The organism is Glutamicibacter sp. BW77 (assembly GCF_002332285.1).
GTDB classification, from domain to species: domain Bacteria; phylum Actinomycetota; class Actinomycetes; order Actinomycetales; family Micrococcaceae; genus Glutamicibacter; species Glutamicibacter bergerei.
Genome location: NZ_NRGT01000078.1, coordinates 1 through 26,459, shown reverse-complemented (window position 1 = coordinate 26,459; position 26,459 = coordinate 1). Strand labels below are relative to the sequence as shown.

At 60.6% G+C, this 26,459-nt stretch carries 22 protein-coding genes and 1 pseudogene; 17 read left to right on the top strand and 6 right to left on the bottom strand.

Annotated elements, in window-relative coordinates; translation table 11 throughout:
• Positions 1-6: 6 nt before the first annotated feature.
• Entirely contained in the window at positions 7-1,275 is a 1,269-nt protein-coding gene (xseA, locus tag CIK74_RS16300; RefSeq protein ID WP_096257344.1) for an exodeoxyribonuclease VII large subunit, read from the bottom strand.
• Between the two features lie 245 nt (positions 1,276-1,520).
• On the opposite strand from xseA, the gene CIK74_RS16295 reads away from it, so the two are divergent.
• The 7 genes from CIK74_RS16295 to CIK74_RS16270 all read left to right on the top strand — a co-directional run bounded on the left by CIK74_RS16295 (position 1,521) and on the right by CIK74_RS16270 (position 10,579).
• Positions 1,521-2,606 (top strand): 4-hydroxy-3-methylbut-2-enyl diphosphate reductase, encoded by a 1,086-nt coding sequence (locus CIK74_RS16295; protein WP_096257342.1) that lies wholly within the window; start codon positions 1,521-1,523, stop codon positions 2,604-2,606.
• Positions 2,607-2,684: 78 nt separating this feature from the next.
• Positions 2,685-3,794 carry a redox-regulated ATPase YchF gene (gene ychF, locus CIK74_RS16290; RefSeq protein ID WP_096257340.1) on the top strand — a complete coding sequence of 370 codons (1,110 nt, stop codon included), beginning with the start codon at positions 2,685-2,687 and terminating at the stop codon, positions 3,792-3,794.
• A 2-nt stretch (positions 3,795-3,796) separates the two neighbouring features.
• Positions 3,797-4,843: a toll/interleukin-1 receptor domain-containing protein gene (locus tag CIK74_RS16285; RefSeq protein WP_096257338.1), complete on the top strand. Its 1,047-nt coding sequence runs from the start codon at positions 3,797-3,799 to the stop codon at positions 4,841-4,843.
• Between the two features lie 237 nt (positions 4,844-5,080).
• The gene (locus CIK74_RS18830) at positions 5,081-5,254 is read left to right on the top strand and encodes a hypothetical protein (RefSeq protein WP_170947920.1); all 174 of its coding nucleotides are present in this window, start codon (positions 5,081-5,083) and stop codon (positions 5,252-5,254) included.
• 738 nt (positions 5,255-5,992) lie between these two features.
• Positions 5,993-7,063, top strand: coding sequence for a hypothetical protein (locus CIK74_RS16280; protein ID WP_170947919.1), 1,071 nt, complete (start codon positions 5,993-5,995; stop codon positions 7,061-7,063).
• A gap of 311 nt (positions 7,064-7,374) precedes the next feature.
• Entirely contained in the window at positions 7,375-9,147 is a 1,773-nt protein-coding gene (locus CIK74_RS16275) for an ATP-binding protein (protein ID WP_096257334.1), read from the top strand.
• Positions 9,140-10,579, top strand: coding sequence for a UvrD-helicase domain-containing protein (locus CIK74_RS16270; RefSeq protein WP_170947918.1), 1,440 nt, complete (start codon positions 9,140-9,142; stop codon positions 10,577-10,579). The genes CIK74_RS16275 and CIK74_RS16270 overlap by 8 nt, the downstream gene beginning before the upstream one ends.
• Before the next feature lie 41 nt (positions 10,580-10,620).
• On the opposite strand, the gene CIK74_RS16265 is transcribed toward CIK74_RS16270, so the two are convergent.
• Positions 10,621-11,001 carry a recombinase family protein gene (locus CIK74_RS16265; protein WP_096257330.1) on the bottom strand — a complete coding sequence of 127 codons (381 nt, stop codon included), beginning with the start codon at positions 10,999-11,001 and terminating at the stop codon, positions 10,621-10,623.
• Between the two features lie 124 nt (positions 11,002-11,125).
• Here CIK74_RS16265 and CIK74_RS16260 point away from each other — a divergent pair, with 124 nt between their 5' ends.
• The 6 genes from CIK74_RS16260 (at position 11,126) to CIK74_RS16235 (ending at position 18,608) form a co-directional block, all read left to right on the top strand.
• Positions 11,126-11,467, top strand: a complete 342-nt coding sequence (locus CIK74_RS16260) for a hypothetical protein (protein WP_096257328.1) — start codon at positions 11,126-11,128, stop codon at positions 11,465-11,467.
• 85 nt (positions 11,468-11,552) lie between these two features.
• Positions 11,553-11,861, top strand: a complete 309-nt coding sequence (locus tag CIK74_RS16255) for a hypothetical protein (protein WP_096257326.1) — start codon at positions 11,553-11,555, stop codon at positions 11,859-11,861.
• Between the two features lie 854 nt (positions 11,862-12,715).
• Positions 12,716-14,821 (top strand): DUF262 domain-containing protein, encoded by a 2,106-nt coding sequence (locus tag CIK74_RS16250; RefSeq protein ID WP_096257378.1) that lies wholly within the window; start codon positions 12,716-12,718, stop codon positions 14,819-14,821.
• 327 nt (positions 14,822-15,148) lie between these two features.
• Entirely contained in the window at positions 15,149-15,628 is a 480-nt protein-coding gene (locus CIK74_RS16245) for an HXXEE domain-containing protein (protein ID WP_096257323.1), read from the top strand.
• A gap of 101 nt (positions 15,629-15,729) precedes the next feature.
• Positions 15,730-17,595: an N-6 DNA methylase gene (locus CIK74_RS16240; RefSeq protein WP_096257322.1), complete on the top strand. Its 1,866-nt coding sequence runs from the start codon at positions 15,730-15,732 to the stop codon at positions 17,593-17,595.
• The gene (locus CIK74_RS16235) at positions 17,592-18,608 is read left to right on the top strand and encodes a restriction endonuclease subunit S (protein WP_205738297.1); all 1,017 of its coding nucleotides are present in this window, start codon (positions 17,592-17,594) and stop codon (positions 18,606-18,608) included. The genes CIK74_RS16240 and CIK74_RS16235 overlap by 4 nt, the downstream gene beginning before the upstream one ends.
• A 148-nt stretch (positions 18,609-18,756) precedes the next feature.
• On the opposite strand, the pseudogene CIK74_RS16230 reads toward CIK74_RS16235, so the two are convergent.
• A pseudogene (locus CIK74_RS16230) lies at positions 18,757-18,957 on the bottom strand (integrase core domain-containing protein); the annotation flags it as partial.
• A 242-nt stretch (positions 18,958-19,199) separates the two neighbouring features.
• Positions 19,200-20,144 (bottom strand): alpha/beta fold hydrolase, encoded by a 945-nt coding sequence (locus tag CIK74_RS16225; protein ID WP_044495730.1) that lies wholly within the window; start codon positions 20,142-20,144, stop codon positions 19,200-19,202.
• Positions 20,145-20,774: 630 nt separating this feature from the next.
• On the opposite strand from CIK74_RS16225, the gene CIK74_RS16215 reads away from it, so the two are divergent.
• Entirely contained in the window at positions 20,775-21,107 is a 333-nt protein-coding gene (locus tag CIK74_RS16215; RefSeq protein ID WP_096257318.1) for a hypothetical protein, read from the top strand.
• A gap of 335 nt (positions 21,108-21,442) precedes the next feature.
• On the opposite strand, the gene CIK74_RS16210 is transcribed toward CIK74_RS16215, so the two are convergent.
• Positions 21,443-22,593 (bottom strand): IS3-like element ISAar43 family transposase gene (locus CIK74_RS16210; RefSeq protein ID WP_096257316.1). Its coding sequence is split into 2 segments (ribosomal slippage): positions 21,443-22,323 and positions 22,323-22,593, totalling 1,152 coding nucleotides; the frame shifts between segments, so codons are not numbered across the junction.
• Positions 22,594-22,789: 196 nt separating this feature from the next.
• Here CIK74_RS16210 and CIK74_RS16205 point away from each other — a divergent pair.
• The 3 genes from CIK74_RS16205 (at position 22,790) to dld (ending at position 26,057) form a co-directional block, all read left to right on the top strand.
• A complete protein-coding gene (locus tag CIK74_RS16205) occupies positions 22,790-23,008 on the top strand; it encodes a hypothetical protein (RefSeq protein ID WP_035095244.1) in 219 nt (72 codons plus the stop codon).
• 97 nt (positions 23,009-23,105) lie between these two features.
• Complete coding sequence (locus CIK74_RS16200; protein WP_240520568.1) at positions 23,106-23,948, top strand: DNA methyltransferase; 843 nt, start codon at positions 23,106-23,108, stop codon at positions 23,946-23,948.
• A gap of 393 nt (positions 23,949-24,341) precedes the next feature.
• Entirely contained in the window at positions 24,342-26,057 is a 1,716-nt protein-coding gene (gene dld, locus CIK74_RS16195; protein ID WP_013349576.1) for a D-lactate dehydrogenase, read from the top strand.
• Positions 26,058-26,239: 182 nt separating this feature from the next.
• Here the strand turns inward: dld and CIK74_RS18825 are convergent, their stop codons facing one another.
• Positions 26,240-26,386 (bottom strand): hypothetical protein, encoded by a 147-nt coding sequence (locus CIK74_RS18825; protein WP_006822818.1) that lies wholly within the window; start codon positions 26,384-26,386, stop codon positions 26,240-26,242.
• Positions 26,387-26,459: the final 73 nt, after the last annotated feature.

Here is a 26,459-nt window from a genome sequence, read left to right as displayed (position 1 = left end):
CTGTCCTTAAACGTTTTCGTTGGCCTGCTCGGTCGGGAAAATTTGATCAACGGTGGCGGTCAGTTTGCCCGAGGCCACTCGAATGCGTAGTTGTTCGCCACCGGTCAGTGCCTCGGCAGCACGAACCACCGAACCGTCGGCCAGCTGGGTGACCGAATACCCACGGTCCAGGGTCTGTTGCGGAGATAAAGCGCGCACCTGGGCGCTGAGATGTGCGATCTCATCGCCGGCCCGTTGCACCCGGTGGCGGATCAGAGCGGTGGCTCGTTCTCGCCAACGCTGCAGATCTTCGGCCCGCGAAGCGATCATGGTGTGCGGGTTAGCCAGTACCGGACGTTGGCGCAGCGCGGAGATCACCTGCGCCTCGCGGGTCAGCAGGTTGCTAATCGCCCGGTCCAGACGTTGACGCGACATTTGCAGCCCGGCAAATTCTTCGGTCAGATCCGGCACGATGCGCTTGGCCGCATCGGTCGGGGTGGAAGCACGTAAATCTGCCACGTCGTCGAGGATCGGGCGGTCCGCCTCGTGTCCGATGGCGGAGACCACCGGGGTGGATGCCGCGAACACCGCACGCACTAGGTCCTCGTTGGAAAAGGGCAGCAGGTCCTCGAGCGCGCCACCACCGCGGGCGATGACGATGACCTCAACAGCTGGGTCTTGATCCAGTTCACGCAGCGCGGCGGTGACCTGAGCGACCGCATCTACCCCCTGCACGGCGGTATTGATGATGCGGAATTTGACCGCTGGCCAGCGCAGCGTGGCATTGCGCACGACGTCTTTTTCGGCATCCGAGTTTCGACCGGTAATTAGTCCGATGGTGCCCGGCAGTACAGGGAGCCGGCGCTTGTGTTCGACATTAAACAGGCCCTCGGCGCCAAGTGCCTGGCGTAGCCGTTCCAGGCGCAGCAGCAATTCGCCCAAGCCCACCGGGCGCAGGTCCGTAGCGTTCAGCGAAAGCCTGCCGGTCTTAGCGTAAAAACTTGGTTTCACCCGGGCGACCACGCGCGAGCCGACCTCGGGGGTGGCATCGAGCTTACGCATCACCGAGGACCACACGGTGACCGAGAAAGAGTTATCCACGTCTACATCGCGCAGGGTCAGGTAGGCGTGCCCGTTGCGCACATTCGCCTCCAACAGCTGACCTTCCACCCAGGTCATGGGGGAGTTCTCGATGTGGATTTTCAGCTTTTCGGTGAGCACACGTAGCGGCCACGGATTATCTGCCGTGGTTAACGCCGCGGTGGCCGGTAAGCCGGCGGGGGACTCGGACTCCATGCGGGCCGCTCCTTGGAAGTTTTGAAACGATGTGTGGTTCCGCGCGCTTGACCTGCCGCCAGTTGAGGCTGGCCGGAGAAGGACGCGCAGTAGTGACGCTACACCACGGCTGAGACAAAATAAGGGGTTTTCATGCCCGGCGCCGGTCCCGGATTCTGCGGTGGAGGCTAAACTCACAGCCCTTTGCAGGTGGCACGCATCATATGAGCATGCGCTAACTTGCATGGGGTTCGTAGACTAGGGGTATGGCTACTTCCACTTCTGTCCCGGTCTCGTTGCCGATCCCTCGGGTTCCGCGTATTCGTCGCACCCCCGAGCAGATCGCCGCAGCTTCCCCGCAGGTCACCGAGCGCAAGGTTCTGCTGGCCGCCCCGCGCGGCTACTGCGCCGGCGTGGACCGTGCGGTCATCGCCGTTGAGAAGGCGTTGGAGCACTACGGCGCCCCGGTGTACGTGCGCAAACAGATCGTGCACAACGTGCATGTGGTCTCCGAACTTGAATCGCGCGGCGCGATCTTCGTGGAGGAAAACGAGGAAGTGCCCACCGGCGCACTGGTCGTCTTCTCCGCCCACGGCGTCTCCCCGGCCGTGGTGCAGTCCGCCGAGGACCGCGGATTGCGCACCATCGATGCGACCTGCCCGCTGGTGACCAAGGTGCACCGCGAGGCCGTGCGCTTCGCCAAAGCCGATTATGAGATCTTGCTGATCGGTCACGAAGGACACGAAGAGGTTGAGGGTACCTACGGTGAAGCTCCGGAGGTCACCACCATCGTGAACAACCCCGAAGAGGCCGACACCGTGGTGGTGAAGGACCCGGACAAGCTGATCTGGCTCTCGCAGACCACGCTCAGCGTGGATGAGACCATGGAAACCGTTCGCCGGCTACGCGAGCGTTTCCCGAATCTGCAGGATCCACCGAGCGATGACATCTGCTACGCGACCACCAACCGGCAGGCCGCGATCAAGGAGATCGCCCCGGACTCGGAACTGGTGATCGTGGTGGGTTCGGCGAACTCGTCGAACTCGGTACGCTTGGTCGAGGTGGCACTGGATCACGGTGCCAAGGCTTCCTACCGCGTGGACTTCGCCAACGAGGTGGACGAGGCATGGTTCGAGGGAGTTTCCACCGTAGGCGTGACCTCCGGCGCTTCGGTGCCAGAGGTCCTGGTCCGCGAAGTGGTAGCCCTGCTGGCAGAGTACGGCTTCACCGACGTTTCCGAGGTCACCACCGCGCAGGAAGACATCATCTTCTCGCTGCCCAAGGAGATCCGCGGCAAGCTCAAGGAAGCTGGCGACGAGGAACGTGCCCTGGGTGGGCACGCCCGCCCATAGCCCTGATCTGTCAATAAGAATTCAAGCGCCAGTACACCATTGCGCGCTCATCACTAGTAAAAGGTAGAATTTCCTCCCGTGGCTCTTACTATCGGAATCGTCGGACTGCCCAACGTCGGCAAGTCCACCATGTTCAACGCGCTGACCCGTGCCCAGGTGCTGGCAGCCAACTACCCGTTCGCAACCATTGAACCTAACGTGGGTGTCGTGCCGTTGCCTGACTCGCGCCTGAAGGTGCTCGCCGGAATCTTCGGTTCCGAGCGCATCTTGCCAGCGACCGTGTCCTTCGTGGATATCGCCGGCATCGTCAAGGGTGCTTCGGAAGGTGAAGGCCTGGGCAACAAGTTCCTGGCCACCATCCGCGAAGCGGATGCGATCTGCCAGGTAACCCGTGCGTTCGTGAACGATGACGTGATCCACGTGAACGGCAAGGTGGACCCTGCTTCGGACATCGAGACCATCGCCACCGAACTGATCCTGGCTGACCTGCAGACCATCGAGAACCAGCTGCCTCGCCTGGAGAAGGAACTGCGCACCAAGAAGATCGAGAAGTCCTTCCTGGATGCAGTGCTGGCAGCGCAGAAGATCCTCGAAGAGGGCATCACCCTGTTCGCCGCGGCGAAGACCAAGGGTGTTGACCTTGAAGAGCTGGCGCCGATGCAGCTGATGACCACCAAGCCATTCATCTACGTGTTCAACACCGATGAGGCTGGTCTGGCCGATGCCGAGATGCAGGCCAAGCTCTCCGCGCTGGTTGCTCCAGCCGAGGCTATCTTCCTGGACGCCCAGTTCGAGTCCGAGCTCGCCGAGCTGGAAGAGGACGAAGCCGAGGAAATGATGGAAGACGCCGGCATCGAAGAGTCCGGCTTGGACAAGCTGGCCCGCGTCGGCTTCGACACCCTGGGTCTGCAGACCTACCTGACCGCTGGTCCGAAGGAATCGCGCGCTTGGACCGTTCGCAAGGGTGCCACCGCGCCTGAAGCTGCCGGTGTAATCCACACCGACTTCCAGCGAGGCTTCATCAAGGCCGAGGTCATCGGTTTTGATGACCTGGTTGCCGCCGGTTCGGTGGCTAATGCCAAGTCTGCGGGCAAGGCCCGCATCGAAGGCAAGGACTACATCATGAAGGACGGCGACGTCGTGGAGTTCCGTCACGGAATAACCTCTGCTGCCCAGGGCAAGAAGTAGGCATGGCAACGGATGCCGCTCGGGTCTTCGTCTCGCATGCGAACGCTGACAAAGCCTACGTTAGCAAATTCGTTGACAACCTTCTGATTCGCGGAGCAGGACTCAATACAGCCCAGATCTTCTATACCTCGGCGGCTGACACAGGAGTGCCGTCGGGCCAGAACTTGATGGAGGTTGTGCGTCAGGAGGCGGGAAGCTCCCATCTTTTCATAGCTTTGGTGACGCCGGTGTACCAGACACGACCAGTGTGTGTGGCGGAGCTCGGAGCGGCATGGGCCCGTGACTTGCTATTTCCGATTATGTCTCCTGGCATGGATCGGTCAGAACTGGAGGGTGTCCTGCCAGGGCGTCTGATCAAGACCTCTGACGATGATGAAGTCCTTGATGAGCTTGCAGACAGGCTGCGTAAGATTGGCTTCGATGTCGCCACGCTCTCCTGGGGCATTGGTAAAGCAGCTTGGAAAGCCTCCCTGCGAGCGGGTTCCGCTCCTGCAGCGTTACCTCCGGTTCCGACGATTGCACAGTTGAAGCGTCTTGAGTCGGAACTCGAGGCCACACAAGCAGCATTGGATGAAGCGAACAAGAAGCTCCAGGACCAGCTTGACCGCAACGCGAAGCTCAATAAGGCAAAGTCAGTCGCTGAAGTGAGGGAAGCCAATCTCCCTTCTGATGAACGTGAGCGATTCGACGCGATCCGAGAAGCGACTCGGAGCACCTTGCGTGAGGTGACTGGAGTTGTGTCGGACGCAATTTGGCATCAGGTCTCCGGGCAAGAGATGCATCTGCCTGATCGGATGGATGCACCCGATTCTCACGACGCCATCCTGGAGGAAGCCAAGAAAGGGCGACTGGATGTTGATCGTGAAAACGGGGAAGTCGCTCTGGATACTGAATATCCAGAGGTTGAAGAAGCACTAACGGCCGCTCACGAACTCGCAGAATTCTTGCACGCCGATGACCGGAGTGAGCACTTCGCTTCATGGTTCAAAGAGAAGTTCAAGGTGCCGATGAATCTGGCTAAGAAGGGATGCTGGGATGCGATTCTCTAACATGGGTCTTGGCATTATGGTCGAGATCCATCACAACTAAACATCTGACTGCTCTGAGTCGTCTCCGGTACGCTCGTGCTGGTGGGGGCGGCATCTCCTGCAATCGTTTCGTCTCCCGGAATCTTACGACGACGTTCTGTCAAAATTGAAGGATCTCAATGTCACGTAGCTTCATCAACCATTCTCGAATCGCGGCCCTCTTTTGGAGCATTGCTGACGACGTACTCCGAGACCTTTATGGTTGGAACTATCGACGGAGTTCACAAATTTGAAGGTCGTGGCGATCGCCTGGCTATTGCGGGTGCGCCTTTACCGGATCATCCATTGATCGGGCAGATGGATCCGCTTGATAATACTTCCCAAAATCCTATCGCCTACGGATTTATCAATATGGAGGAAAATAATGTCTAATTATTCAAATAATTACGGTCAGCATGTCAAGCGATTCGTGTACACTTATTGCGCGGAATGTGGCGATACGGTTTCCTGCGCGCCCGGCGACCTGAGTATTGACGGCGTAGACGAATATAGAAAATGCGAAGATGGCCATTTGGTGAAAACTGAGGCAATCTACTATTGCCCGCCCTCGGAAGCAACTGAATTTGACCTTGGATAGATTTATACAAGACTGATATTGACCGGTTCCTCAAAGGACTGAACTGCGAGACCTTCCGGACAGAGATGCGTCTGTTGAAGTTGAAAATGCTGGCAACGGTCGATGTTTGACGTTGCACCCGTGAGAGTCGGGTGGATGTAGATGCCCAATGTACTATGGGCATCTACATGGGTCGCCGCGATACGACGAGATCAGGCAAAGCCTTAGTCTGCAGCTGTGAGCTCAGCTTTTGACGTCTCCTCCTGTGAAGCCAGGAAAAAGTGGCCGCGAAGTGGCGGTAATAGGTTGTCCTTGCTGCTCCTGGAAACCAATGGAGGTGTTTTTAATCGCACTCAACCTGGGGGCGCGATCAACGTAACGAGCGCCAGGAGGGAAGATGCGAATCATCACGCCCTAGGGAGTCTAAATTCCGACACCATGAAATCAAGATGCTCCGCCTCTCAGTGACATGAACCTTAAAGGCTTCGAGATGGTTGCCTGCTGCAGTATGCGTTCTCACTGCAGTAAATTCGAGCCGTGTCATAATGGTTGCCATGAAAACGTTAGTTGTGTGGAATTGCGGTGACGGCAGTTTGCCGCAAGCCCAAGTCGAAGTTCAAAGACTTGAGTCTTTGAGATCCGACCAGCTGGAAGTTGTTGTCGCGGGTCGTTCCCTCAAATGGGATGACCTTGGAACGTTTCTTGGGACGGTGAATGCTTCGATGTTTCACTTCATCGGCCACGGTACGGCGCGAGGTGAACTCGAAGTTAATGAGGGGATCGGGACTGTTGGTCGCCCAATTGAGTCAGTGCTCGAGGTGGTCCGTGCTGCTAGCCCGGAGCTTGAAGGAGTATACCTGAGCGGGTGCTACACCTCTGCGACTGGACCGGAACCGTTGGAAGTGTTGGCACCCACCGGCGGATGGGTTGTCGGCACGACGGACTCGGTCGATGATGACGTTGCGGCGTTATTCGCTCCCAAGTTCTACGAATTACTGTTCGCGTCATCTATGGATTTAAAAGTCGCTTTCAATACTGCGAAGGCTTATAGTAAGGCTGACTTCGGAGTTGACTCTCCTCATACAGTGTGGTTAACCGTGTCTTCGTTACCACCCGTAGACACAATGGTCCGGAACGTATGCACCGTTGTTCATGGGGTATTTAATCGACAGGCGATGCAGGCATCAATGAGACAAGAGTTCTCCTTTGATGAACTCGACGATGCATTCAACGGTATTACCCATGCATTGGGCACCGGAGAGGTGCTGGCGCGAAGAACTGGACTTCCGATTAAACCTGCCTCTTTTCCTGCCCAATGGCTGTACGATCCCCAGATCAACGAATTCGTTAGGCTTGCTAGTCGGAAGGTCACCGAGGCGCGGAGAGCACTTTCCGTCCTCAAGAACGGTGCCAATGGTTCAGACCGAGTATTTGGAAACGTGCTGAATTTCGATGACACAAAGTCTCCGGCAGAATGGATGAAGCAAGTGAACAAGGTCGATCATGTCCGAAACACGATCATCGACGCCTTGAACAATCTCGTTCGGGATTCTGCAGTGCCAGCGCTGGACCCAATTGACCCGTCGTTCTCCAGGACCGAGATCGCGGCTGTTTCTAAAAGGTGATCAATGGGTGCAATGTGAGCATCGGCCACTCTCCTCTTGAAGGTTGGGCTTACGTCTGACGCGTTATGTCTTGTGGACATCACCTTCTGACAAAAGTTGATGCTCTGCTTTCCGCAGTGCGACGAGTCTCGTAATCCTGTCTCTGACGAAAGCAATAAGAGACGGCCTTTATGAGACGATAGAGGCAGATTTGCACCGAAACATGCCGAACGGCCGTGCGTCATGTTTCGAGCTACCTGCGTACTCCGCGGGAAACATTTTCAGCAGGATCGCGCCCAAGTCAGTTTAGGTTTCGACAGTGAGGTACCCCGATGATGCTCCGCCGTCTCCGGATTCAACATTTCCGTGGCATCGAGTCGGTCGATTGGGTGATTAGTCAGCGGTTGATCGGCCTAATCGGTGCTGGCGACAGCACCAAGACCACGTTGCTGGAAGCAATCGGCCTCGTGCTCAGCCCGAGCTACAACCTGCAGTTCACAGATGCTGACTTCCATCGATTAGACGTGACAAAGAACATCGTTATCGAGGCCGTGGTCGCGGGTCTGCCGGATAACCTGATCAAGGAGAGCCAGCTCGGGAAAGACCGGTCTGGGATCATGCCCGATGGAACGCTCGTGCACGATCCAATCGATGAGGCCGAGGAATGCTTGGTAGTCAGGCTGACCGTCACTCCGGAGCTGGAGCCGACGTGGGAGGTCGTGCGCCCCGGCACAGACGAGGCCCGTCCGATCTCGGCCAGCCAACGTCGACAGTTGGGTTTCTTCCGGCTGGGAGAAAGACCCGATTACCATCTTCGCTGGGCGCGCGGGTCGGCCCTGTCCGGTCTGACTAACGGTGGTGACGGTGCTTCGTCCATCGTCCTCGACGCGCAGAGAGGGGCACGCGCGGCCGTTTTCGCTTCTGAGCCGAATGCGCTGCACAGCGCTGCGGCCGCGGCACAGCGATCAGCGGGCAGATTCGGTATAGCGATGTTCGACCAGCTGCGACCCGGGCTCGAGCCGGGCTCGGCGTCTTCGTCCCATTCTTTGATGCTCCATGATGGTGACGTACCTATGTCGAGCCTTGGGCTCGGCACCCGCCGGCTGACGAGTCTCTCGATACAGGACCAGGCCATGGCTGATGGGTCGATCATCGCCATCGACGAAGTGGAGCACGGGTTAGAGCCGCACCGGTTGGCGCACGCCCTCCACCGGCTCAAGACGCGCGCAGACGCAGGCGATCTGCAAGTGATCATGACGACTCATTCGCCCGTCGCGGTGAAGACCCTCAAAGCTGTTGACTTCGTCGTCGTGCACGCCGACGGGGCAGGTGTCACCACGTGTCATCCCGTGCCTGCGAGTCTCGACAACGTGCAGGGCACGTTCCGGAGCGCGCCGGAGGCGCTCCTCGGCCGCCGTGTGCTCGTCGGCGAAGGGGCGACTGAGGTTGGCTTTTTGCGCGGACTGCTGTGCCGTTGGGATGCTGAACGGCTCGTGTCCGGTCAGGCCACCGCTGCGGCGGTCGGCGCGGTCCTTGTCAATGGAGCAGGCGGGACCCAGCCAACCCAGCGTGCCCAGAACTTCCGTCAACTCGGGTACCCGACCTGCAGGCTTGTCGACAACGACGACCGCGCCATTGATGGGGCGGTTGGCGAGGCCTTGGCAGCGGGCATCGCCGTGCATCGGTGGGCGCTCGGTAACTCCCTCGAGGACGAGGTGATCAAGACGCTAGCCATCGAGGGCCTGCAGGCGATAGTGGATCTCGCCGTGGACATCCGAGGGGAGGAATCGATCCGAGACGCCGTGGGGGCAAGGCTCAGCGGTGCTCGCCTCGGAGGAACCGACGTCGAAGCATGGCAGGCGCAGGCAGGCGCCGACGAATCCGCGGTGCGCGCTGCAATCGCTGTTGCTGCTACGGCGAAGAAGAACGAATGGTTCAAGCGTGAAGACCGTGGCGAAGAGCTTGCAGGGGTAGTCATCGCCCACTGGGAAGGACTGGGCGACACTCACCTGATGAACGTGATCGGAAAGCTGCGAGAGTTCGCTTACGCGTCAGCCGCCGATCCTATATATACGGCCGATGCGGAGACGCCAGCTCATGGCTGAGGAACCTCGCATCGAGGACTCCGTCGATGCGGTGCTCGACGCGCTGCCTTGCTCAGTGACCCTTCCTGCCGGTGCAGGGAAGACGGAGCTCATCGCCGCGACCGTAGCGGAAGCGGCTCGGCGCGGCGGAACGAGTCTGGTGCTGACGCATACCCATGCCGGAGTGGATGTACTCCGCCGCAGGATGCAGAAATTCGGCGTGGCGAAAGACCAGGTGGTCGTGCGCACAATCGATGCATGGTCGTACGATCTGATTGCCCATTTTCCTGATCTTGCTGGGCTCGTGGTGCCGATGGTTCCTGACTGGAGCAAATCCTCTTACTACCATCGGGCGGCCACGCATGCGGCAGACGCCAAAGCTGTAGTGCGTATGCTTCGAGCCAGCTATACTCACCTGTTCATCGATGAATACCAAGACTGCCTGATCGGCCAGCACAACCTTGTGCTCGCCCTCGCAGAGGCACTTCCCACCGCGGTGTTCGGGGATCCGCTGCAAAGCCTGTTCAACTTTGGTAGGAACCAGCCCGTCGATTGGGAATCAGATATCATTCCAAACTTCCCCAAAGTCGACGTTGAGTACCGTCCACGCCGATGGGACCCCGATCATCAGTACCTTGGAGCGTGGCTTGTTGCGATCAGAGACAACCTTCTCCGCGGAATTCCGATCGACCTCGCTTCCGCACCGGCGTCCTGGGTACAGCGCCATGATCCTCGCACATTCGTCGGTACCTGCTACGGAGCACTGAGGCGCGAAGGGACGGTTGCCGTACTTGGACAGTTCCGGCCAGACTGCGTGAACGCCGCAAGTGCACTGAAAGGCACTTACTCCGTGATGGAGGCCATCGATGAGAAAATCCCGATGACCTTGGCGACGATAATCGACGAAGAAGATGGTGCAGCGACCGCGAAGGCGGTTACCGATTTCGCGGTTGCATGCAGCATTGGCCTGGCAACGCACATCCCTGTTGCGAAGCGGCGGCAGCTCGGTGAGGGCAGGTCGTTCTCCACTAGAAATGACGATCTGAAACCTGCTTACGAGGCAGTCCTCCAGGTGCGCAACGATCCGACGCCCGCGACTGTGCAAACAGCTCTCGAACTGCTTCGCAAGTTGCCGGGGGTTACAGTTCATTGCAGCGAGGCGTGGAACGAGATCAAGACTTCAGTCACCGTGGCCGAAACGGACGGGTGCACTGTCGTAGAGGCCCTTAGTCGGACGAGGAACTACTCGCGTGCAATCGGTCGCAGGCCCACGGCGGGAGTGGTCTCACGGCCACTTCTCGTCAAGGGACTTGAGTACGACCATGTAGTCATTCTCAACCCGGAGCGCTACAGCGCACAGGAACTCTACGTTGCTCTCACGCGCGGATCGAAGTCGGTCACGGTGATCAGCGAGGCAGCAATTCTCCCTGTGGCGAAGATGGCCTCAACATGAGAATCGTTTGTCAGACCTGATGGATGGAGAAGTATTCACATCTACGAGTCCGTCTGCGCCGAACGGTGCCTGTAGTAGGTCGCCTTCGACCAGCCGACGGTCCGTGCGGCGTCGACGACTCCGAGCCCTTCTGAATCGATGAGGCGCTTCACTGTCCGGAGGTTCAGTGCGAACTTAGTCGTATCCGGCGCCGGACGGTCAAACTTCACGCCGCGGGCTGTGGCAGCATCGACGCCGGCCTGAACACGTTCCTGGATGAGCTCACGCTCGTACTCGGCAAAAGTTGCCATTAGGTTGAGCATCAGTCGACCTTCATGGGTCGACGTATAGATGCCGCCAGAGAGCGATCTCACCTCGATTCCCCGATCAAGGAGGTCCTTGACGTCTGTCGCGAGGCCGGGGTGACGGGTATCTGGATACACTGGCTGGGTGCGAAATAAAGATCAAGCGGACCCGACAGATTGCCCGCACCCGCTCAAGCGATCTCGTCCTGAGCAGCCAGCGGATAAGCAGGCCAAGCCTGAGGAGAGTAGCTTTGGGCCGGATATGAGCCAGATCCCGACCCGATGGCAGCGGATCAAAGAGCATCCAGCTTTCAAACATCCAGCTTTCAAGACAGTTCTCGCCGTCGGCATTGCGGTGGTTGGCGGGGCCGTGGTCTTGGCAACAAGGTCGGACGACGAGATCGAGCAGGCCGGTACCTCGGCCTTGAAGGCGAATCACGAGTCTACGGAGGCGGCATTCGCTGACATCGGAGGGGAAGCCATTAGAAAATCTCCTAGCGAGCATTTGGTCAGCGGGCACCAGCGTTCACAGCACTACGGTCCTGGCGGCACCGAGATAAAAATCGTCCAGATCTCGCCTCACTCGCGTGGAGGTACTGCCTAACAGGCGCGTGGGATACTCTAATCGTGTCAATAATTGCGATTGTACCTGTCGTTGGCGGTTGATCTCATACCAAAAGATCGCTCCGATGGGACCTATTGGGACGGTGGGGCATTTGGGTTTCTTTGATTTTCTTGCGAAGAAGGAAAAAAGCTGGGACGAGATCGATGTCTATGAGGGTGAAACGCCCCCGTGTCCCAAGTGTGGGAGTCCCTTGGTAAAGAAGTTTGTTTACTCCGAGATGTACTGCGGTGAATGCCACCGCGGTTTAGGCGACGACGATGACGGTGACGAGGCGCTGAGCGTTTACGATGCAGCTCAGATCTGGGCATCAAACGGTAAGGATGAAGATTACATGTTCGGGTATTCCTCGGAGGAACTCGAAGCTGCACTTTAACACTGCGAGTGGTTGTTCGAGTTTGCTGACGCGGGTGCAGTCAAGCACGTTTTCCGAGAAGCGGCTGGTGCACGGACTCAGTTCACCTTTCCGCACTTTTGGGTCGAAGCAACGGCTCTGTGGTCCGGTCGCTGTGCGGAGCTGACTTGGGCAGCGCGTCAACTTGTTCGGGGCCTAATCGACGCGCCAGCAAGTACGACGAGCGCCATTTCGACAACTGGGATATTTGCGCTGAGCCACATAGCTTCTGAGTGCCGTCGCTCACCCCGGAGCATCTATACGTCGTTCCAGCTTGGCGCGGCAAAAGGTGCCTGTGGGCATTTTCTTGCACGTGGTGTAGGGTTTGGCCACGGTATAGCCTCTGCAGCGACCCTGCGGTGAGCTCGCCGTCCTCCCATGCTGGCCGACAGGCTACTAGCTACGGCTTGCAAATCACTGGCAGGGTTGCCGCTCGCTCCTACACAGTGCCTCGTGGTTGCCGAGAAGTAGCACGTGCACTTCAAGAGTGCCACTGATTCGTAGCGTTTAACGATGCTGTCGCCGCTACGCAAACTATCCCGGAGTCTTCCCTGTGCTGAGTACGGCTCGCAGCGATACCTGCACTCGTCACATGTTGGCGTAAACGTCGGATAAACGGACTTGTCGCTCGCTTTGCGTTTGTGTGGGACCACCACTTCTGATCCTCGGACGACACTCGCAATTTTTAGTGCCGCGGACGGCTCTCCATCCCTGACGAGAATGAGCAGCCATCCAGGATCAGAATCTGGTGAGCTGGTGAGCTGGTGAGCTCTGGTGAGCACCGACCCTTTCCGATCGCAGTAAGCGTGCTGGACGTTTCCGGTAGATTGGTACTCGTGGAGACTTTCAAGCGGACGCCGCTGCAGCTGTTCAATCTGCCTCAGAATTTCGTAATCCCTCTTTTCCAGCGCCCGTACGTCTGGAAAGAGGTCGAGCAGTGGGAGCCACTGTGGAAGGACATACGTCGAATCGCGGAACTCCGGATGGCTGAGCCGCAGCTCAACGCCAGACACTTTCTCGGCGCCGTCGTGATTCAGTCGCACGAGGCTCAGAGCGGACGCTTGACGACGTGGAACGTGATCGATGGTCAGCAGCGGTTGACTACTCTTCAAGTCCTTGCTGATGCGACCCGCTCTTTGCTCGCGCAGGCTGAACTCTCGAAGCTTGCCGGTCAGCTCGAAGACCTAACCCACAACTCCGAGAAGTATGTAGAAGACGGTGACAGTCCTCTCAAGCTCCGCCACTTGAACAAGGATCGGGAGCCCTTCGACGAACTTATGGCCGCAGACTCGCCTATCGACTACGAAGATCTTTCGCACTCGGACTCACAAATTGTTGCCGCACATAAGTACTTCTCGACTGTTGTAGACCAATGGCTCGGTACACAGGACACTGATAAGTACTTGGCCAAAGCCAAAGAACTGACCAACGTACTCCTGGATGGTCTGCAGCTCGTGTCGATTGAGCTGGAGGCAGCAGAGAATTCGCAAGAAATCTTCGAGACCCTCAACGCGCGAGGGACGCCGTTGACAGCCGCCGATTTGGTGCGCAATTTCGTGTTCCAGCGCCTCGACGGTGAGGGCAGCGACACTAAGAAGGCTTACCGCGAGGACTGGCCCTTCGAGACGAAGTTTTGGATGCGAGAGGTGAGCGTCGGTCGAAATCTTGTAAGCCGTAGTTCCCTCTTTCTCAACCAGTGGTTGGTGGCGAGGACCGGGGAAGAAGTCAGTCCGCAGGCAACTTTTTACCGGTTCAAGTCATGGGTGGAACTGGAATCGGGTCAGAAGATGGCAGATCTGCTGCCGGCGATCAAGCATCAAGCCCGGAAGTATCAGGCGTGGACCGAGAGCGCAGCTCAACCTGGCGGCTCGTTCGATTCGTCGGTGATGGCCTTCTATCGAATGCGCGCTAGTGGCGTTGAGGTTTTGAAGCCGTTGCTGATTTGGCTGCACGAACCGGGGCGTAACCTTCCACTGGAAACCATCGACAGGATCGTTCAGGCTGCCGAGAGTTGGGTGTATCGTCGCCAGATGCTCCGCTTGTCGGGCAGCGATTTGGGACGCATCGTCGCCGACGTTATTGCGGCCAGCACAGGCATATCCGCCAGTGAATTCCCGGAGCGAGTGATCGGTCATTTAGCTCGCCTTAATGTCACCAGCACCTATTGGCCAGGGGACGAGGAAGTTCGACTGACCCTAAACACAGAGGCTGTGTACTCACGTTTCCCACGGGGCAGGTTGCGCATGTTCCTCGAGGCCATCGAGGACCACTATCGCTCCGAGACTGGTCAGCCGCAGATCGAGCGTAAGGGATACCCGATCGAGCACATCCTGCCGCGGAATTGGAAAGAGACTTGGCCGGTGGAGACCCCGGAGGCTGACGAGGCACGCCAAGCAAGGGTGCACCGGCTGGGGAACCTTACCCTTTTAACGAAGTCGCTGAACTCTAAGCTCTCTAACGGGCCTTGGCCAGCCAAGCGCGCTGCCCTCCTGCAGCACAACACTATTACTCTTACCGGCCGGGTCGTAAGCAAGACGGAGCACCACGACTGGGACGAGTCGCTCATCGACGATCGCGCCGCAGAACTGATCGATGCCATTCTCCATATCTGGCCCGTACCCGAGGGGCATCTCGGCAAGGTCGTTGATCCTCAGACGAAAGCCGGTGATTGGGTCGAGCTCAAACACCTGATCGAGGCTGGGCTTTTGGGTGGCGGCGATATATTGTCGGCGACCCACCGGGACTTCAAGGGCAAAGAAGCGGTGCTGACGTCCGACGGTGCGATTGAGCTCGATGGGAAGCGGTATATGACACCGTCTGCGGCTGGTCACGCCCTACGGAAGAAAGCGACGAACGGCTGGTACTTCTGGGCTGTGGGGGACGGACGACGACTGCGTGACGTCCGCGCCGAGTTCCAGAACATTAATCGCCAAACCGACTGAGGGATTTTGTCCGCAAAAGTGCCGTCAACGCCCTATCAATGACACACGGCCGCTCTTGTAGCTGTACAAGCCATGTGGCCTGAGACAGCGGGGTCTGCTGTAGGTGGCGTGGGCACAGGATCGAATCGAAGTGGAGCTGTAACTCCGTAAGGGCGCAGAGGTTAGTTGGTTACGGAACGTGGTGGAATTTAGATTCAAAGTGTAGTGGAGCTCCGGTTCAACCTATCGATCGCATGGCCTTTAACACTCTGTAGGCTGTGAATTGATGCGGGTGGACGTGGGCCAGCAGATTCAACCGGTTTGGATGCGCGAGGCTAAGGGCGAGTTATGAGTTGGACGGGGCCGACTGCGCTTTTTACGGCGTGGATAATCCACGGCATCGAGGAGGCATTCGCGTTTCCTGCCTCCTGCGATCGTCTCGTGGATCGCACTGGTGTAGAACAACTCAGGATCACGCCGCAGCAATCGTGGATCGCCGTGGAGCTGATGGGAATTCTGGTGGCGGTGGCTTGTGGCCGCGCCGCCGGTAAGTCGGCGATGTTTCGGGCAGTCGTTGCCGGGCTGGAAGCCCACGTCGTGACTCACCTCGGCGCTTCAGTTGCGCAGCGTGGTTACACGGCCGGTGTTGCGACGGCTTTGCCGATCATGTTTCCCGGGGCACTCATGGCCCGTCGAGAACTCCAGAGAGATGGCTGCGAGCTGCGGTTCCGGGATACGGTTAACGGCGTCGAATTGCTCCTGCCCGCCGCACTGGTATGCCAGGGGGCTGCACGACTGATCCGTCGGGTGTCCGCGGCCAAGAGCTGATCGGAAGAGCAAAAAACGGCATGGCGTGTGAGGTTGCTATATACCGGAACTCGGTGGAGTTCCGCACGGGTCTTACGTCTGGAAGCAGGAAGTAGTCGGCCATGGCAAACGAACGGATCACCGAGGATCTCGTCGATGCGCAGCTGCGTGCGCTCGCCTACTACGCCGACCCTGACGCGATCGTCGTCGAGAAACAGCAGTCGGTCATCGAGTCCATCCGTAAGGGTCTCTCGAAGGCGTCGAAGACCGGTAAGGGCATCACGGCCGGTTACCCCGAGTTCATCATCACCTCACCGGCGACGCCGGACATGGTCGTCCTCGTCGAGTGCAAGGCCGACGTCAAGTACCATGAGTCTGCGAACCGCGGTCAGCCGCGTGACTACTCAGTGGACGGAGTCCTTCACTACGCCCGACACCTGACGCCGAACTACACAGTGATCTCGATCGCCGTCTCCGGCACTCCGCAGACGAACGATTGGTCGTTCTTTGTCACGCCCAAGGGGACGACACAGGAGCGCGATCTTGTCTCGCCCTCCGGTGCTCCGATCACCCAGATGATCGGCCTGAACGACCTCTTCGCCGCTGCAGCGTTCGACCCGCAGGTCCAGAAACAGCGCGAGCATGACCTCATCCAGTTCGCGATGGAAATGCACGAGTTCATGCGCGACGAGGCCGAGCTCGAGGAGAAAGAGAAGCCCCTCGTCGTTGCGGGCACCCTCATCGCACTGAATGATCCTGTCTTCGCCAAGACGTGCGACTCGTACCCTGCGGGCGATCTGCCGGAGTTCTGGATCCAGTCGATCAAGAAGGTCATCGACAAGGCGCAGCTCCCGGTCGCGAAGCTCGAAAACATGACCCAGCCTTTCACGGGCATCCAGGTGCATCCTGAGCTGCGCAAACCGACCAAGGGCTACCCGAAGGGCCTGCTCAACGAGATCGTCACCCTGCTCGCCGAGAAGGTGATGCCGTTCCTCACGGTCTACGAAGACTTCGATGTCGTCGGCGCGTTCTACGGCGAGTTCCTGAAGTACACCGGTGGCGACGGCAAGGGCCTGGGCATCGTGCTCACCCCGAAACACGTCACCGAGTTGTTCGCCCTCATCGCCAACGTCTCCAAGGATGACAAGGTCCTGGACATTTGTGCGGGCACAGGCGGCTTCCTCATCTCGTCCATGGTCAAGATGATCCAGACCGCGACCACCGAGGCCGAGGTCGAAGACATCAAGAAGAACCGCCTGATCGGTGTCGAGCAGAGCCCGAGTATGTACGCGCTAGGTGCATCCAACATGATCCTGCGCGGCGACGGGAAGGCGAACCTCCACCAAGGCTCGTGCTTCGACACGGCCATTAGCGCCGCGGTGAAGAAGCACAAGGCGAACGTGGGCATGATCAACCCGCCGAACGCGAAGACCAAGGAAGATCTTCATGAGTTGCGGTTCGTCGAGCAGATGCTCGACAGCCTCGCGCCCGGCGGAACCGGCATCGCCATCGTTCCTGTGACCTGCGCGACTGCTCCGAGCGTCCATAAGAATAACCTGCTCAAGAAGCACACGCTCGAAGCCGTCATGTCTATGCCTCCCGAGGTCTTTTACCCGGTCGGCGTGATCACGTGCATCATGGTGTCTACTGCGGGTGTGTCTCACGAGAAGAACGACCGCAAGACGTGCTTCGGTTACTGGCGCGACGACACCTTCATCAAGGTCAAAAATCTCGGGCGCGTCGACCGACACCGAACATGGGCAGCAACCCGCGACCGCTGGGTCGACACGTACCGCAACCGCGAGGTTACCCCCGGCGAGGCTGTCATGCAGCGCGTCGGCGCTGACGACGAGTGGGTCGCCGAGGCCTACATGAAGACTGACTACTCGAAACTTGACAAGTCAGATTTTGAAAAGGTTCTGTTCGACTACGCGCTGTTCACAGTCGGCAGCTCAATCGACGACGTCTCGGATGAGGTCGGCGAGTGAGCACGCTCAATGACCTTTTCCAGATCGAGTACGGCAACAAGTTCGACATGAACAAAATGACCCGTACTGATCGACTCGCTGGTGTTGCATTCGTCGGTCGCATCGGAGGGCTCAATGGGAAGTCGGGGATCGCGGGCTTCGTCGAGCCTCTCGCTGGTGTGAAACCTTACTCGCCTGGGCTGCTCACCGTCGCACTCGGCGGGTCGCGGCTCTTGTCGACCTATGTCCAACAGCTGCCGTTCTACACAGCTCAGAACGTGGCCGTGCTTTCCCCGCGTAACGAAGAGATGAGCACCAAGGAGCGCCTCTTCTATGCGATGTGCATTCGGGCGAACGCATTTCGGTACAGTGCTTTCGGACGTGAGGCTAACCGCACCCTCGGGACGCTGGAGGTTCCAGATGATTTGCCTGATTGGGTGTCGACGGCTCAGATCCCTACCTATAGCGGGCTGTCACGTGCGATCGCGCCCGACGTCGACCTCAATGACCCGCATGAGTGGCCGCGATTCGTGCTCGAGGACCTCTTTACGGTGAAGAAGGGGCGGCGGGTGACGAAGGCGCAGCGCGTGCCCGGTACCACGCGCTTCATTGGGGCGTCTGAGAAGAATAACGGCATCACAGACATGTGTGATCTGGAACCGATGTTTGATTCTCATTGCCTCACGGTGCCCTACAACGGATCAGTGGGATTTGCCTTCTACCAAGACCGTCCCTTCTGCGCTTCAGACGATGTGCAGGTTCTCATCCCGAAAGAAGAAGTCACGCGGTGGGCACTGCTCTTCGTGGCGACGATCATCCGGGTCGAGAAGACCCGATTCAGCTACGGCTACAAGTGGAACATGGCGCGCATGAAGAAGACCACGATCCGCCTGCCCGCGGATGCGTCCGGGGAGCCGGACTGGGCGTACATGGACTCCATCATGCGGGGTCTGCCGTTCTCGGCGGCCGTCGCCTCGCGGATCGGCGATGTGCGCAACATGGACGAGGAAGAGCAGGCCTCGCTGACAGTTTGACGCTGTCTTCCATCCGTTGTAGCGCTCTACAACCGCTGATGATCGACTCACCTGAGTTGGTACAGACAAGGTCGTGCCCACCGATTGGCTCGTGGAGCCCACCATGCCGCGAGGTCGGTCGCATCCGCGCGTTATTGGGCCGCCCCCTTCATTCGGTCCGGTCGCTGTGCGAGTCGTCGGTTTCCGATTGATGGGTGCATTGCCGAGCGTAGTCGACGGGTGCGAGGTAGCCGAGCGATGAATGCCGGCGGTCGTGGTTGTATTCGGTCTTCCAGTCGCCGATCACGACCTGGGCGTGGAGCAGCGAGTAGAAGCTGTTGATGTTCAGGCACTCGTCGCGGAGCCTGCTCTCGGCATCCTCGCCTTCACTTCGGCGAGGTCACCCGTGGCCAGGCCTCTCGCCCTCGCTGCGCCACCGGCGACATCCTCCGCTTCGCGAGGTCACCATGGACGAGCCCCTCGCTGGGCGACGCGTGCGTCCCGTCATGGCCTGAGACCTCACATCACCGACGGGGCCCTGCCGAGAGACGATCCTCACGGCAGGGCCCCGTCACGGTGCTTGGGCGCGAGCGGCCGGGTGCGCCTCGGGGGTCAGGCGTCGTCCCGCCCGGCGGCGCGGTGGACGAACTCGATGAGGGAGTTCTCCATCTCGGCGCGGGTCTCGGGCTCGTTGTGAACCTCGTGGCGGACGTCGGGGTAGATGTGGAGTTCGACGTCGTGGCCCTTCTCCTCCAGGCGCCGGGCGACCTCGCGCGCACCCTCGCCGTAGTTGGTCACCGGGTCCTCCGCGCCCGCGAAGATCGCGACGGGAACCTGCGGAAGGCGGTCGAAGAAGTCGTCGCCGTTGGCCTGGTCGTACACGTCGACGAAGCCCTGCAGGAACCGGTTGCTCAAGGGGGCGCCGAAGTTGTTGAAGGGGTCGCGGCCGTGATCACGGACGACGTCCGCGTTGCGCGCCACCCAGTCCGTCGGGCCGAAGTCCGGGCCGAGGCGGTCGTAGAAGCCGTCGAACAGCTGGCCCACCAACGCATCCGCAGCGGGGGCGGAACCGTCGGCCGCCACGGCAGCCTTCAGGGCCTCGCGATCCAGCGTCGACTCGACACCGCGCATGCCCACGGCGATACCGCCCAGCGCGAGCCTGTCGACCTCGACACCCGGCTGCAGCACCAGCGCCCGCGCGATCATCGACCCCAGGCTGTGGCCGAACACCACGTACGGCAGGTCGGGGAACAGCTCCTTGGCCTTCCGGTACAGCGTCACCTCGTCCTGCACGATGACCGTCGCCGACTCGTCACCGGCGTCACCCCACGTCCCCGACTGCATCGCCGTCCGACCGTGACCCGCGTGATCGTCCGCGACCACGACGAACCCCGCATCCACCAGCGCGGCCGTCATGTGCAGGTACCGGCGGGAGTGCTCGCCGAGACCGTGGATGAGCTGGACCACCGCCACCGGCGTGACCGCCGGTTCGTACACCCAGGCCTGGATGGTGTCGGTGCCGTTGTGCGACGTGAACTCGAGTTCGCGCAGAGCCATGCTGACCTCCTCGTCATGCCCCTCGGGCGGGGAGCTCGACGGTATGACCCTATCATACCTGCCGACAACGGGATGTCCGGCCCCCGACCTCCGTCGCCCACTCGCGGAACTCCCTGTCGCGGGCGCTGAGAGCGGCAGGTACGCGCCCAGCCCGTCCCGAGAGCCGCGTGACCGGGTCCGGACCCGGCGGCCCGGCAGGGTCACCCCCGGTGGGGGGGCGCGTCCCGCCCGGATCATGCCTGCCGGCCCGCCCCGTGGCACTTCGGACGCTCTGTGCCGGCGCCGGGCGTGCCCGTCCACGCCCGGACGGCCCGCAGAACGTGGACCAGGCCTCGGCATCGCGGCTAAGGAAGGTGAGGCCGGGGTCGATCAGACAGGCGACACGGGACATCACATGGAGAAACGGCGTCCCCGCTCCGGTGCTGCGTGTACCCGACGACGGCCCCCCGGCCGACGAGCCCGGCGCCGACGACCTCGGTCCCGGCGATCACGCCGCGGCCCACGTCGCCCGCGACTACGGTGCCCGCGCCGACGACGCGCCCCACGACCACGCCCACCACGCGCCCGACGACCCGTCCGAGCGTCCCCGCAGTGAAGGCGGTGCAGCGCACCTTCCAGGTGGACCGGTACATGCCCAAGACCGCGGCTCAGGCCCGGGTCGTGGCGCGCCTCGACGACGACGGCGTGCTGCGTTACCGCGAGGACCGCGCCCTCTGGGGCGCGAACAACTGGCAGTTCGTGACGGTGCGGGTGCCCGCCGACGCGAGCAAGGCGCAGGTCATGGCCGTGATCAACGCCAAGACGTCCTCGCGTGTGGGTGACGTGCACACCGGTTCGCGCCTGCGTTCCATCACGCGTGGTCGCTCGGTGACGATCGCGTGGGAGCTCGGCAAGGGCGCCCGCCCCACCTCCGCCTGGGGTGCGAACAAGTCCGTCAACCAGATGTTCTTCGCCCGCTCCTGAGCGACCACAGGTGGGCGTGGCCATCACCACCACGCCCACCTGTGGCGGGCCTGCATCGCCGAGCCCGGCCGAGCGACGCGTCACCCTTGCGAGGGTGGCGCCGTTGCCGCATGTCGGCTCCGCCCCTCGGGGGTGAGTCCGGGACCGGCGCCCTCATGGGTCGAATCACTCGGCCCGGCCATCGAATTCGGCGGCAGCCTCTCGGTGATCCTGGGACCCGCGCGGTGTTGCGGGGCGGCCTGGCACCTCTTCTCCGCGTCGTGCAGCAGCGTCCCTTCGCATGAGAACACTGTGAACGTTCCCCCGAGATGCCGGGGGAGGCTGGGCCGCCCCCTTCATTCGGTCCGGTCGCTGTGCGAGTCGTCGGTTTCCGATTGATGGGTGCATTGCCGAGCGTAGTCGACGGGTGCGAGGTAGCCGAGCGATGAATGCCGGCGGTCGTGGTTGTATTCGGTCTTCCAGTCGCCGATCACGACCTGGGCGTGGAGCAGCGAGTAGAAGCTGTTGATGTTCAGGCACTCGTCGCGGAGCCTGCTGTTGAACGACTCGACGTACCCGTTGTGCCAGGGCGAGCCGGGCGGGATGTAGAACAGGCCGGTGCGGGTGCCGGCCCAGTCGGCCATCGCGTCGCTGATGAACTCGGGGCCGTTGTCGGATCGGAGCACCGCGGGGGCGCCGCGGACGGCGACGAGGTCCTCGAGGTGGGCGGTGAGCCGGTCCGCGGTGATCGACCGTTCGACGAGCCCGCCGATGCACTCGCGGGTGTGCTCGTCGACGATGGAGCAGATCTTGATCGGACGGCCCTGCTCGTCCGCGTCGAACTGGAAGTCCACCGCCCACACGAGGTTCGGTGCGACCGCTGCCGGGGCGTCGACGGTCGAAGACCCAACGCGTTTGCGGCGACGCCGCTGCGGGACGCGCAGCCCTTCCTCGCGCCAGAGCCGTTGGATCTTCTTGTGGTTCACGACCCACCCCTCGCCGCGGGCATCGTGGTAGGCCCTGCGGTATCCCCACCGCGGGTGCTTCTTCGCATACGCCCGCAGCCAGTCCCGCAACGCTAGGTCCGGGTCGGCTGTCGTCTCACCCTGGAGCGGGCGACGGTATGCGGACCTGCTCAGCCCGGCCAGACGGCACGCCATTCGTTCGCTCACCCGCAGCTTGCGCTTGAGGTGGTCGACGGCGGCGCGGCGCCTGCCCGGGCCTAGAAGTTTCCCTCAGCCAGCTCCTTGAGCGCGGCCTTCTCGAGCTCTGCCTCGGCGAGCAGCCGCTTGAGCGTGGCGTTCTGCTTCTCGAGCTCCTTCAGCCGCTTCGCGTCGTCGGCCTTCAGCCCGCCGTACTGGTTCCGCCACCGGTAGTACGTCTGCTCGGACACTCCGAGCTCTCGACACACCCCGGCGATGTCGCTACCGCCCGCGAGCATCCTGTCGGCCTGCCCGAGCTTACGGACGACCTGCTCCGAGGTGTGACGCTTCCTGCTGTTCGTCATGATCTGACCAGTCTCACTGCCCGGACCCCCGGGCAACAGGACGACTCACACAACCACCGGACCTACCAAACGGGGTCAGCCCATTATGCTCGCCGAGATAACAAAGTGGGACACGGTGGAGTTCCGGACGGGACTTACGTCTGGAAGTAAGAAATAGCCCGGACGCGCTACGGATGATGACGAAGGAGCCCTATCCGTGTCGAGACTGACGGAACTGCTGCGGCAGGTGCGCAAGGCGGACGCGCAACTTGGTACTGACCTGGAAGCCGAGGTCGCTGCGCTGACCAAGCGTCGCACCTTCGGGCTCGTCTTTGAGCAGCATCAGCCTGAGGCTGTCGAGCTGCCCGGCAGGGTCGTCCGTCGCGGCGACAAGGTGCGGGTGCTGCCTCCGCGAGGGGGGGACAAAGGCAGGTGACCAACGGCTGTGGCGGACAACTCGGATCGAGTGCGTCGACGGGCAGCGTGTGGCTCATCTCGCGGAGCTCGACGTCGAAGAACCCGAGACTCGGGCAGTGCTTGCCGACGACGTGGTGGTCGTCGCGGAGTTCCGGGATCGCATCTACCCCGGCCTGGTGGAGACAGGCAGGGTTGAGCGGGGCGGCGACAAGCCGTTCCACACGGTCGTCAACGCTGAGAACTACCACGCGCTGGAGATGCTGACCTATACGCACCGGCATTCCATCGACGCCATCTACATCGACCCGCCGTACAACACCGGGGCGAGGGACTGGAAGTACGACAACGATTACGTCGCGAGTGATGACGACTATCGACACTCGAAATGGCTGGCGTTCATGGAGCGACGGTTGAAGATCTGTCGGGAGCTCATGCGTAGCGATGCTACTCTTGTGGCAACTATCGATGAGCATGAAGTAAACCGTTTGGGCGTGTTGCTAGATCAGCTCTTCCCGGAATCTACGCGGCAACTCGTCACAATTGTCAACAACCCTAAAGGCGTTACTCAGGGATATCTTTCGAGGGTCGAAGAGTATGCGTTCTTTGTATTTGGTCCTGACGCGCGAATCGGTTCGGTCGATGACGACCTTCTGACGCATCGAGACATGGCCGATGCTGAAGGGGAACTGCAGAGGCCTCGATGGAAGGGGCTCTTGCGGTCGGGCGACGACTCGCTTCGAGCTGACCGTAAAGATATGTTCTATCCGGTGTGGTTCGATGAGTCGACTGGGCGACTCAGCCACGCGGGCGAAGCATTGCCACTTGACGAAACTCCTGACTTCAGTCCGCAGGATGGCCTGACGCCGATCTGGCCTATTAGGCGGGACATGAAGGAGGGGCCTACCCGGGCAGCGCCACGCCGTTCGATCCTTGACTACGCGCTACACCCTCATCTGTGAAGAGCCACCAAACCTGGGACGGTTCAAGCGGCGCTAGGCGAGTCTGATTGCTGCGTCGATCTATGGGGTGAGGGCAGTGGCCGACATCGCGGTCCGAACTATCGCGGTCCGAACTATCGCGGTCCGAACCTACCGGAGTCCGAAAGTACCGCGGTCCGAAACTATCTGATGCGCATCTTGTACAATGAGGATGCGCGTATGCACATGCATACGCACACGCACACTCCTTGGACGCCGTAGCGAGCTTCCGGGCAGACGGTCGCAGACGTCGTCCCCCTGGCTCGTTTCCCCGCCCATCAAAAAATGAACGACCGCGGACTAGCTCGGATCAAGGCGACATCCCCTCAGCATCATGACGCGCTTGTGATGCAACTGAATATAGGAAGCTTAGAGATGACGCAACCAGGACAGACCACCACGACTTCGCACGAAGCGATCGATGCGTTCAAGAGAATCGTCGGCGACGAACATGTACTGACCTCTGAGCGTGCCACGATGCCATTCAGCAAAGGCTATCGATTCGGCGGAGGACCAGTCTTCGCCGTGGTGCGCCCCGGCACGCTGGTCGAGATGTGGCGGGCGCTGCAGGTATCCGTCGACAACAACCTCATCGTCATCCCGCAGGCATCGAACACGGGCCTGACTGGTGGATCCGGCCCCGGCTTCCAAGACTACGATCGCCCCATTGTGATCATCTCGACTCACCGCATCGATGAGGTGCACCTCATCAACGACGCGCGCGAGGCGATCTCGCTCGCGGGCACCCCGCTGACACACCTGACCGACGCGCTCGCCAAGCACCAGCGCGAGCCGCACTCGGTGATCGGGTCGACATCAATCGGCGCCTCGGTCATCGGCGGCATCGCGAACAACTCGGGCGGCAGCCAGATTCGCAAGGGTCCGGCATTCACGCGCGAAGCGATCTTCGCCCGCGTCAACGACGACGGCAAGGTCGAGCTGGTCAATCACCTGGGCATCTCGCTCGGAGACGACCCTGAGGTCGCACTCGACCGTCTACAGCGCGGCGAGTGGTCTCCCGAGGATGTCACCCCAGCTCCCGAAGACTCGAACGAGACCGAGTACGCCGAGCACTTGCGCAAGATCGTGCCTTCGCCTGCTCGCTACAATGCGAACCCCGAGTACCTGTTCGAGGCTTCCGGCTCGGCCGGCAAGCTGATGGTGTTCGCGGTGCGCACCCGCACCTTCCCTCGCGAAGTGCACCCGACCGTGTTTTACATCGGCACGAACAACACGCACGAGCTCGAAGAGATCCGTCGGTTGCTCCTCGAAGCCGACATGCCGCTGCCTATCTCTGGTGAGTACATGGGCCGCAGTGCCTTCGACTTGGCCGAGAAGTACGGCAAAGACACCTTCGTCTTCCTGAAGTTCATGAGTCCAGCGCTGCAGACGCGCATGTTCTCGTTCAAGACGTGGGCCAACGGCTTGTTCTCGAAGATTCCCGGCATTGGTCCGACCTTCGCCGACACGGTATCGCAAGCCATGTTCAGCGTGCTGCCCAACCAGCTGCCCAAGCGCATGATGGAGTACCGCAACCGTTTCGAGCATCACCTGCTGCTCACCGTCAGCGAGTCGCAGAAGGCCGCGAGCGAGAAGATGCTCAAGGAGTTCTTCGCAGAGCCCGAGCACACTGGTGAGTTCTTCATCTGCACGTCTGATGAAGAAAAGAGCGCGTCGCTCAACCGGTTCGGCGCGGCCAGTGCCGCCACTCGCTACGCCGCGTTGAAGCGCCGGCACATCGCAGGGCTCATCCCCATCGATGTGGCCCTGCGTCGCGACGATTGGAACTGGCTCGAGGTGCTACCGGAGGAGATCGACGACCAGCTTGAGGTCAAGGCGTATTACGGGCACTTCTTCTGCCATGTGATGCACCAGGACTATGTCGCCAAGCAGGGCGTGGATCCCGAGGCGCTGCACGACCGCATCCAGCACCTGCTGGAGGAGCGCGGCGCGAAGCTGCCCGCCGAGCACAACTACGGTCGCATCTACAAGCTGCCGGAGTCCATGGAAGAGCACTTCAAGGAGCTCGATCCGACGAATACGTTCAACGCCGGTATCGGCGGCACGTCGCCGCACAAGGACTGGGCCTAAGTCCCCAAGGTAGCGCGACGCCGTGAGAGCCTGAGCGATGTCTTATCCATCTCGGGTGGACCTAGGGCTCGACTCCCTAGGTCCACCGGGACGGATGAGTCGAGACATCGGTCAGAGGCTGGGCAGGCCATAGAATCGCGTGGCGGCGAGGGCCGCGCCCGGTCCGAGAACGGGTCATCGCCTCACGCCGTCAGCTGACCCGCGACGGCCGGCACACCGGCGAAATCCTCGCCACCGGCCACATCGACGAGCCCGGAGGCTATTGCTGAAACACATTGCCTGAACATATTGGTGGAGCTGAAGGTGTGTAGGTTCAGGACATCGTTCATAGGTGAGTCGGGACATCGTTCATAGTGGTCCGTGACGATGAGGGATGTCTAAAGCGGCTCTTCACAGATGAGG

Bases quoted from the DNA above. Each gene is read 5' to 3' on its own strand.
- CIK74_RS16245 (WP_096257323.1), top strand. From the start codon at position 15,149: ATGAGTTGGACGGGGCCGACTGCGCTTTTTACGGCGTGGATAATCCAC.
- CIK74_RS16215 (WP_096257318.1), top strand. From the start codon at position 20,775: ATGCCCAAGACCGCGGCTCAGGCCCGGGTCGTGGCGCGCCTCGACGAC.
- CIK74_RS16255 (WP_096257326.1), top strand. From the start codon at position 11,553: ATGGGACCTATTGGGACGGTGGGGCATTTGGGTTTCTTTGATTTTCTT.
- xseA (WP_096257344.1), bottom strand. From the start codon at position 1,275: ATGGAGTCCGAGTCCCCCGCCGGCTTACCGGCCACCGCGGCGTTAACC.
- CIK74_RS16280 (WP_170947919.1), top strand. From the start codon at position 5,993: ATGAAAACGTTAGTTGTGTGGAATTGCGGTGACGGCAGTTTGCCGCAA.
- CIK74_RS18825 (WP_006822818.1), bottom strand. From the start codon at position 26,386: ATGAACGATGTCCTGAACCTACACACCTTCAGCTCCACCAATATGTTC.
- CIK74_RS16240 (WP_096257322.1), top strand. From the start codon at position 15,730: ATGGCAAACGAACGGATCACCGAGGATCTCGTCGATGCGCAGCTGCGT.
- CIK74_RS16260 (WP_096257328.1), top strand. From the start codon at position 11,126: ATGAGCCAGATCCCGACCCGATGGCAGCGGATCAAAGAGCATCCAGCT.
- CIK74_RS18830 (WP_170947920.1), top strand. From the start codon at position 5,081: ATGGTTGGAACTATCGACGGAGTTCACAAATTTGAAGGTCGTGGCGAT.
- CIK74_RS16275 (WP_096257334.1), top strand. From the start codon at position 7,375: ATGATGCTCCGCCGTCTCCGGATTCAACATTTCCGTGGCATCGAGTCG.
- CIK74_RS16285 (WP_096257338.1), top strand. From the start codon at position 3,797: ATGGCAACGGATGCCGCTCGGGTCTTCGTCTCGCATGCGAACGCTGAC.
- CIK74_RS16270 (WP_170947918.1), top strand. From the start codon at position 9,140: ATGGCTGAGGAACCTCGCATCGAGGACTCCGTCGATGCGGTGCTCGAC.
- dld (WP_013349576.1), top strand. From the start codon at position 24,342: ATGACGCAACCAGGACAGACCACCACGACTTCGCACGAAGCGATCGAT.
- CIK74_RS16295 (WP_096257342.1), top strand. From the start codon at position 1,521: ATGGCTACTTCCACTTCTGTCCCGGTCTCGTTGCCGATCCCTCGGGTT.
- CIK74_RS16225 (WP_044495730.1), bottom strand. From the start codon at position 20,144: ATGGCTCTGCGCGAACTCGAGTTCACGTCGCACAACGGCACCGACACC.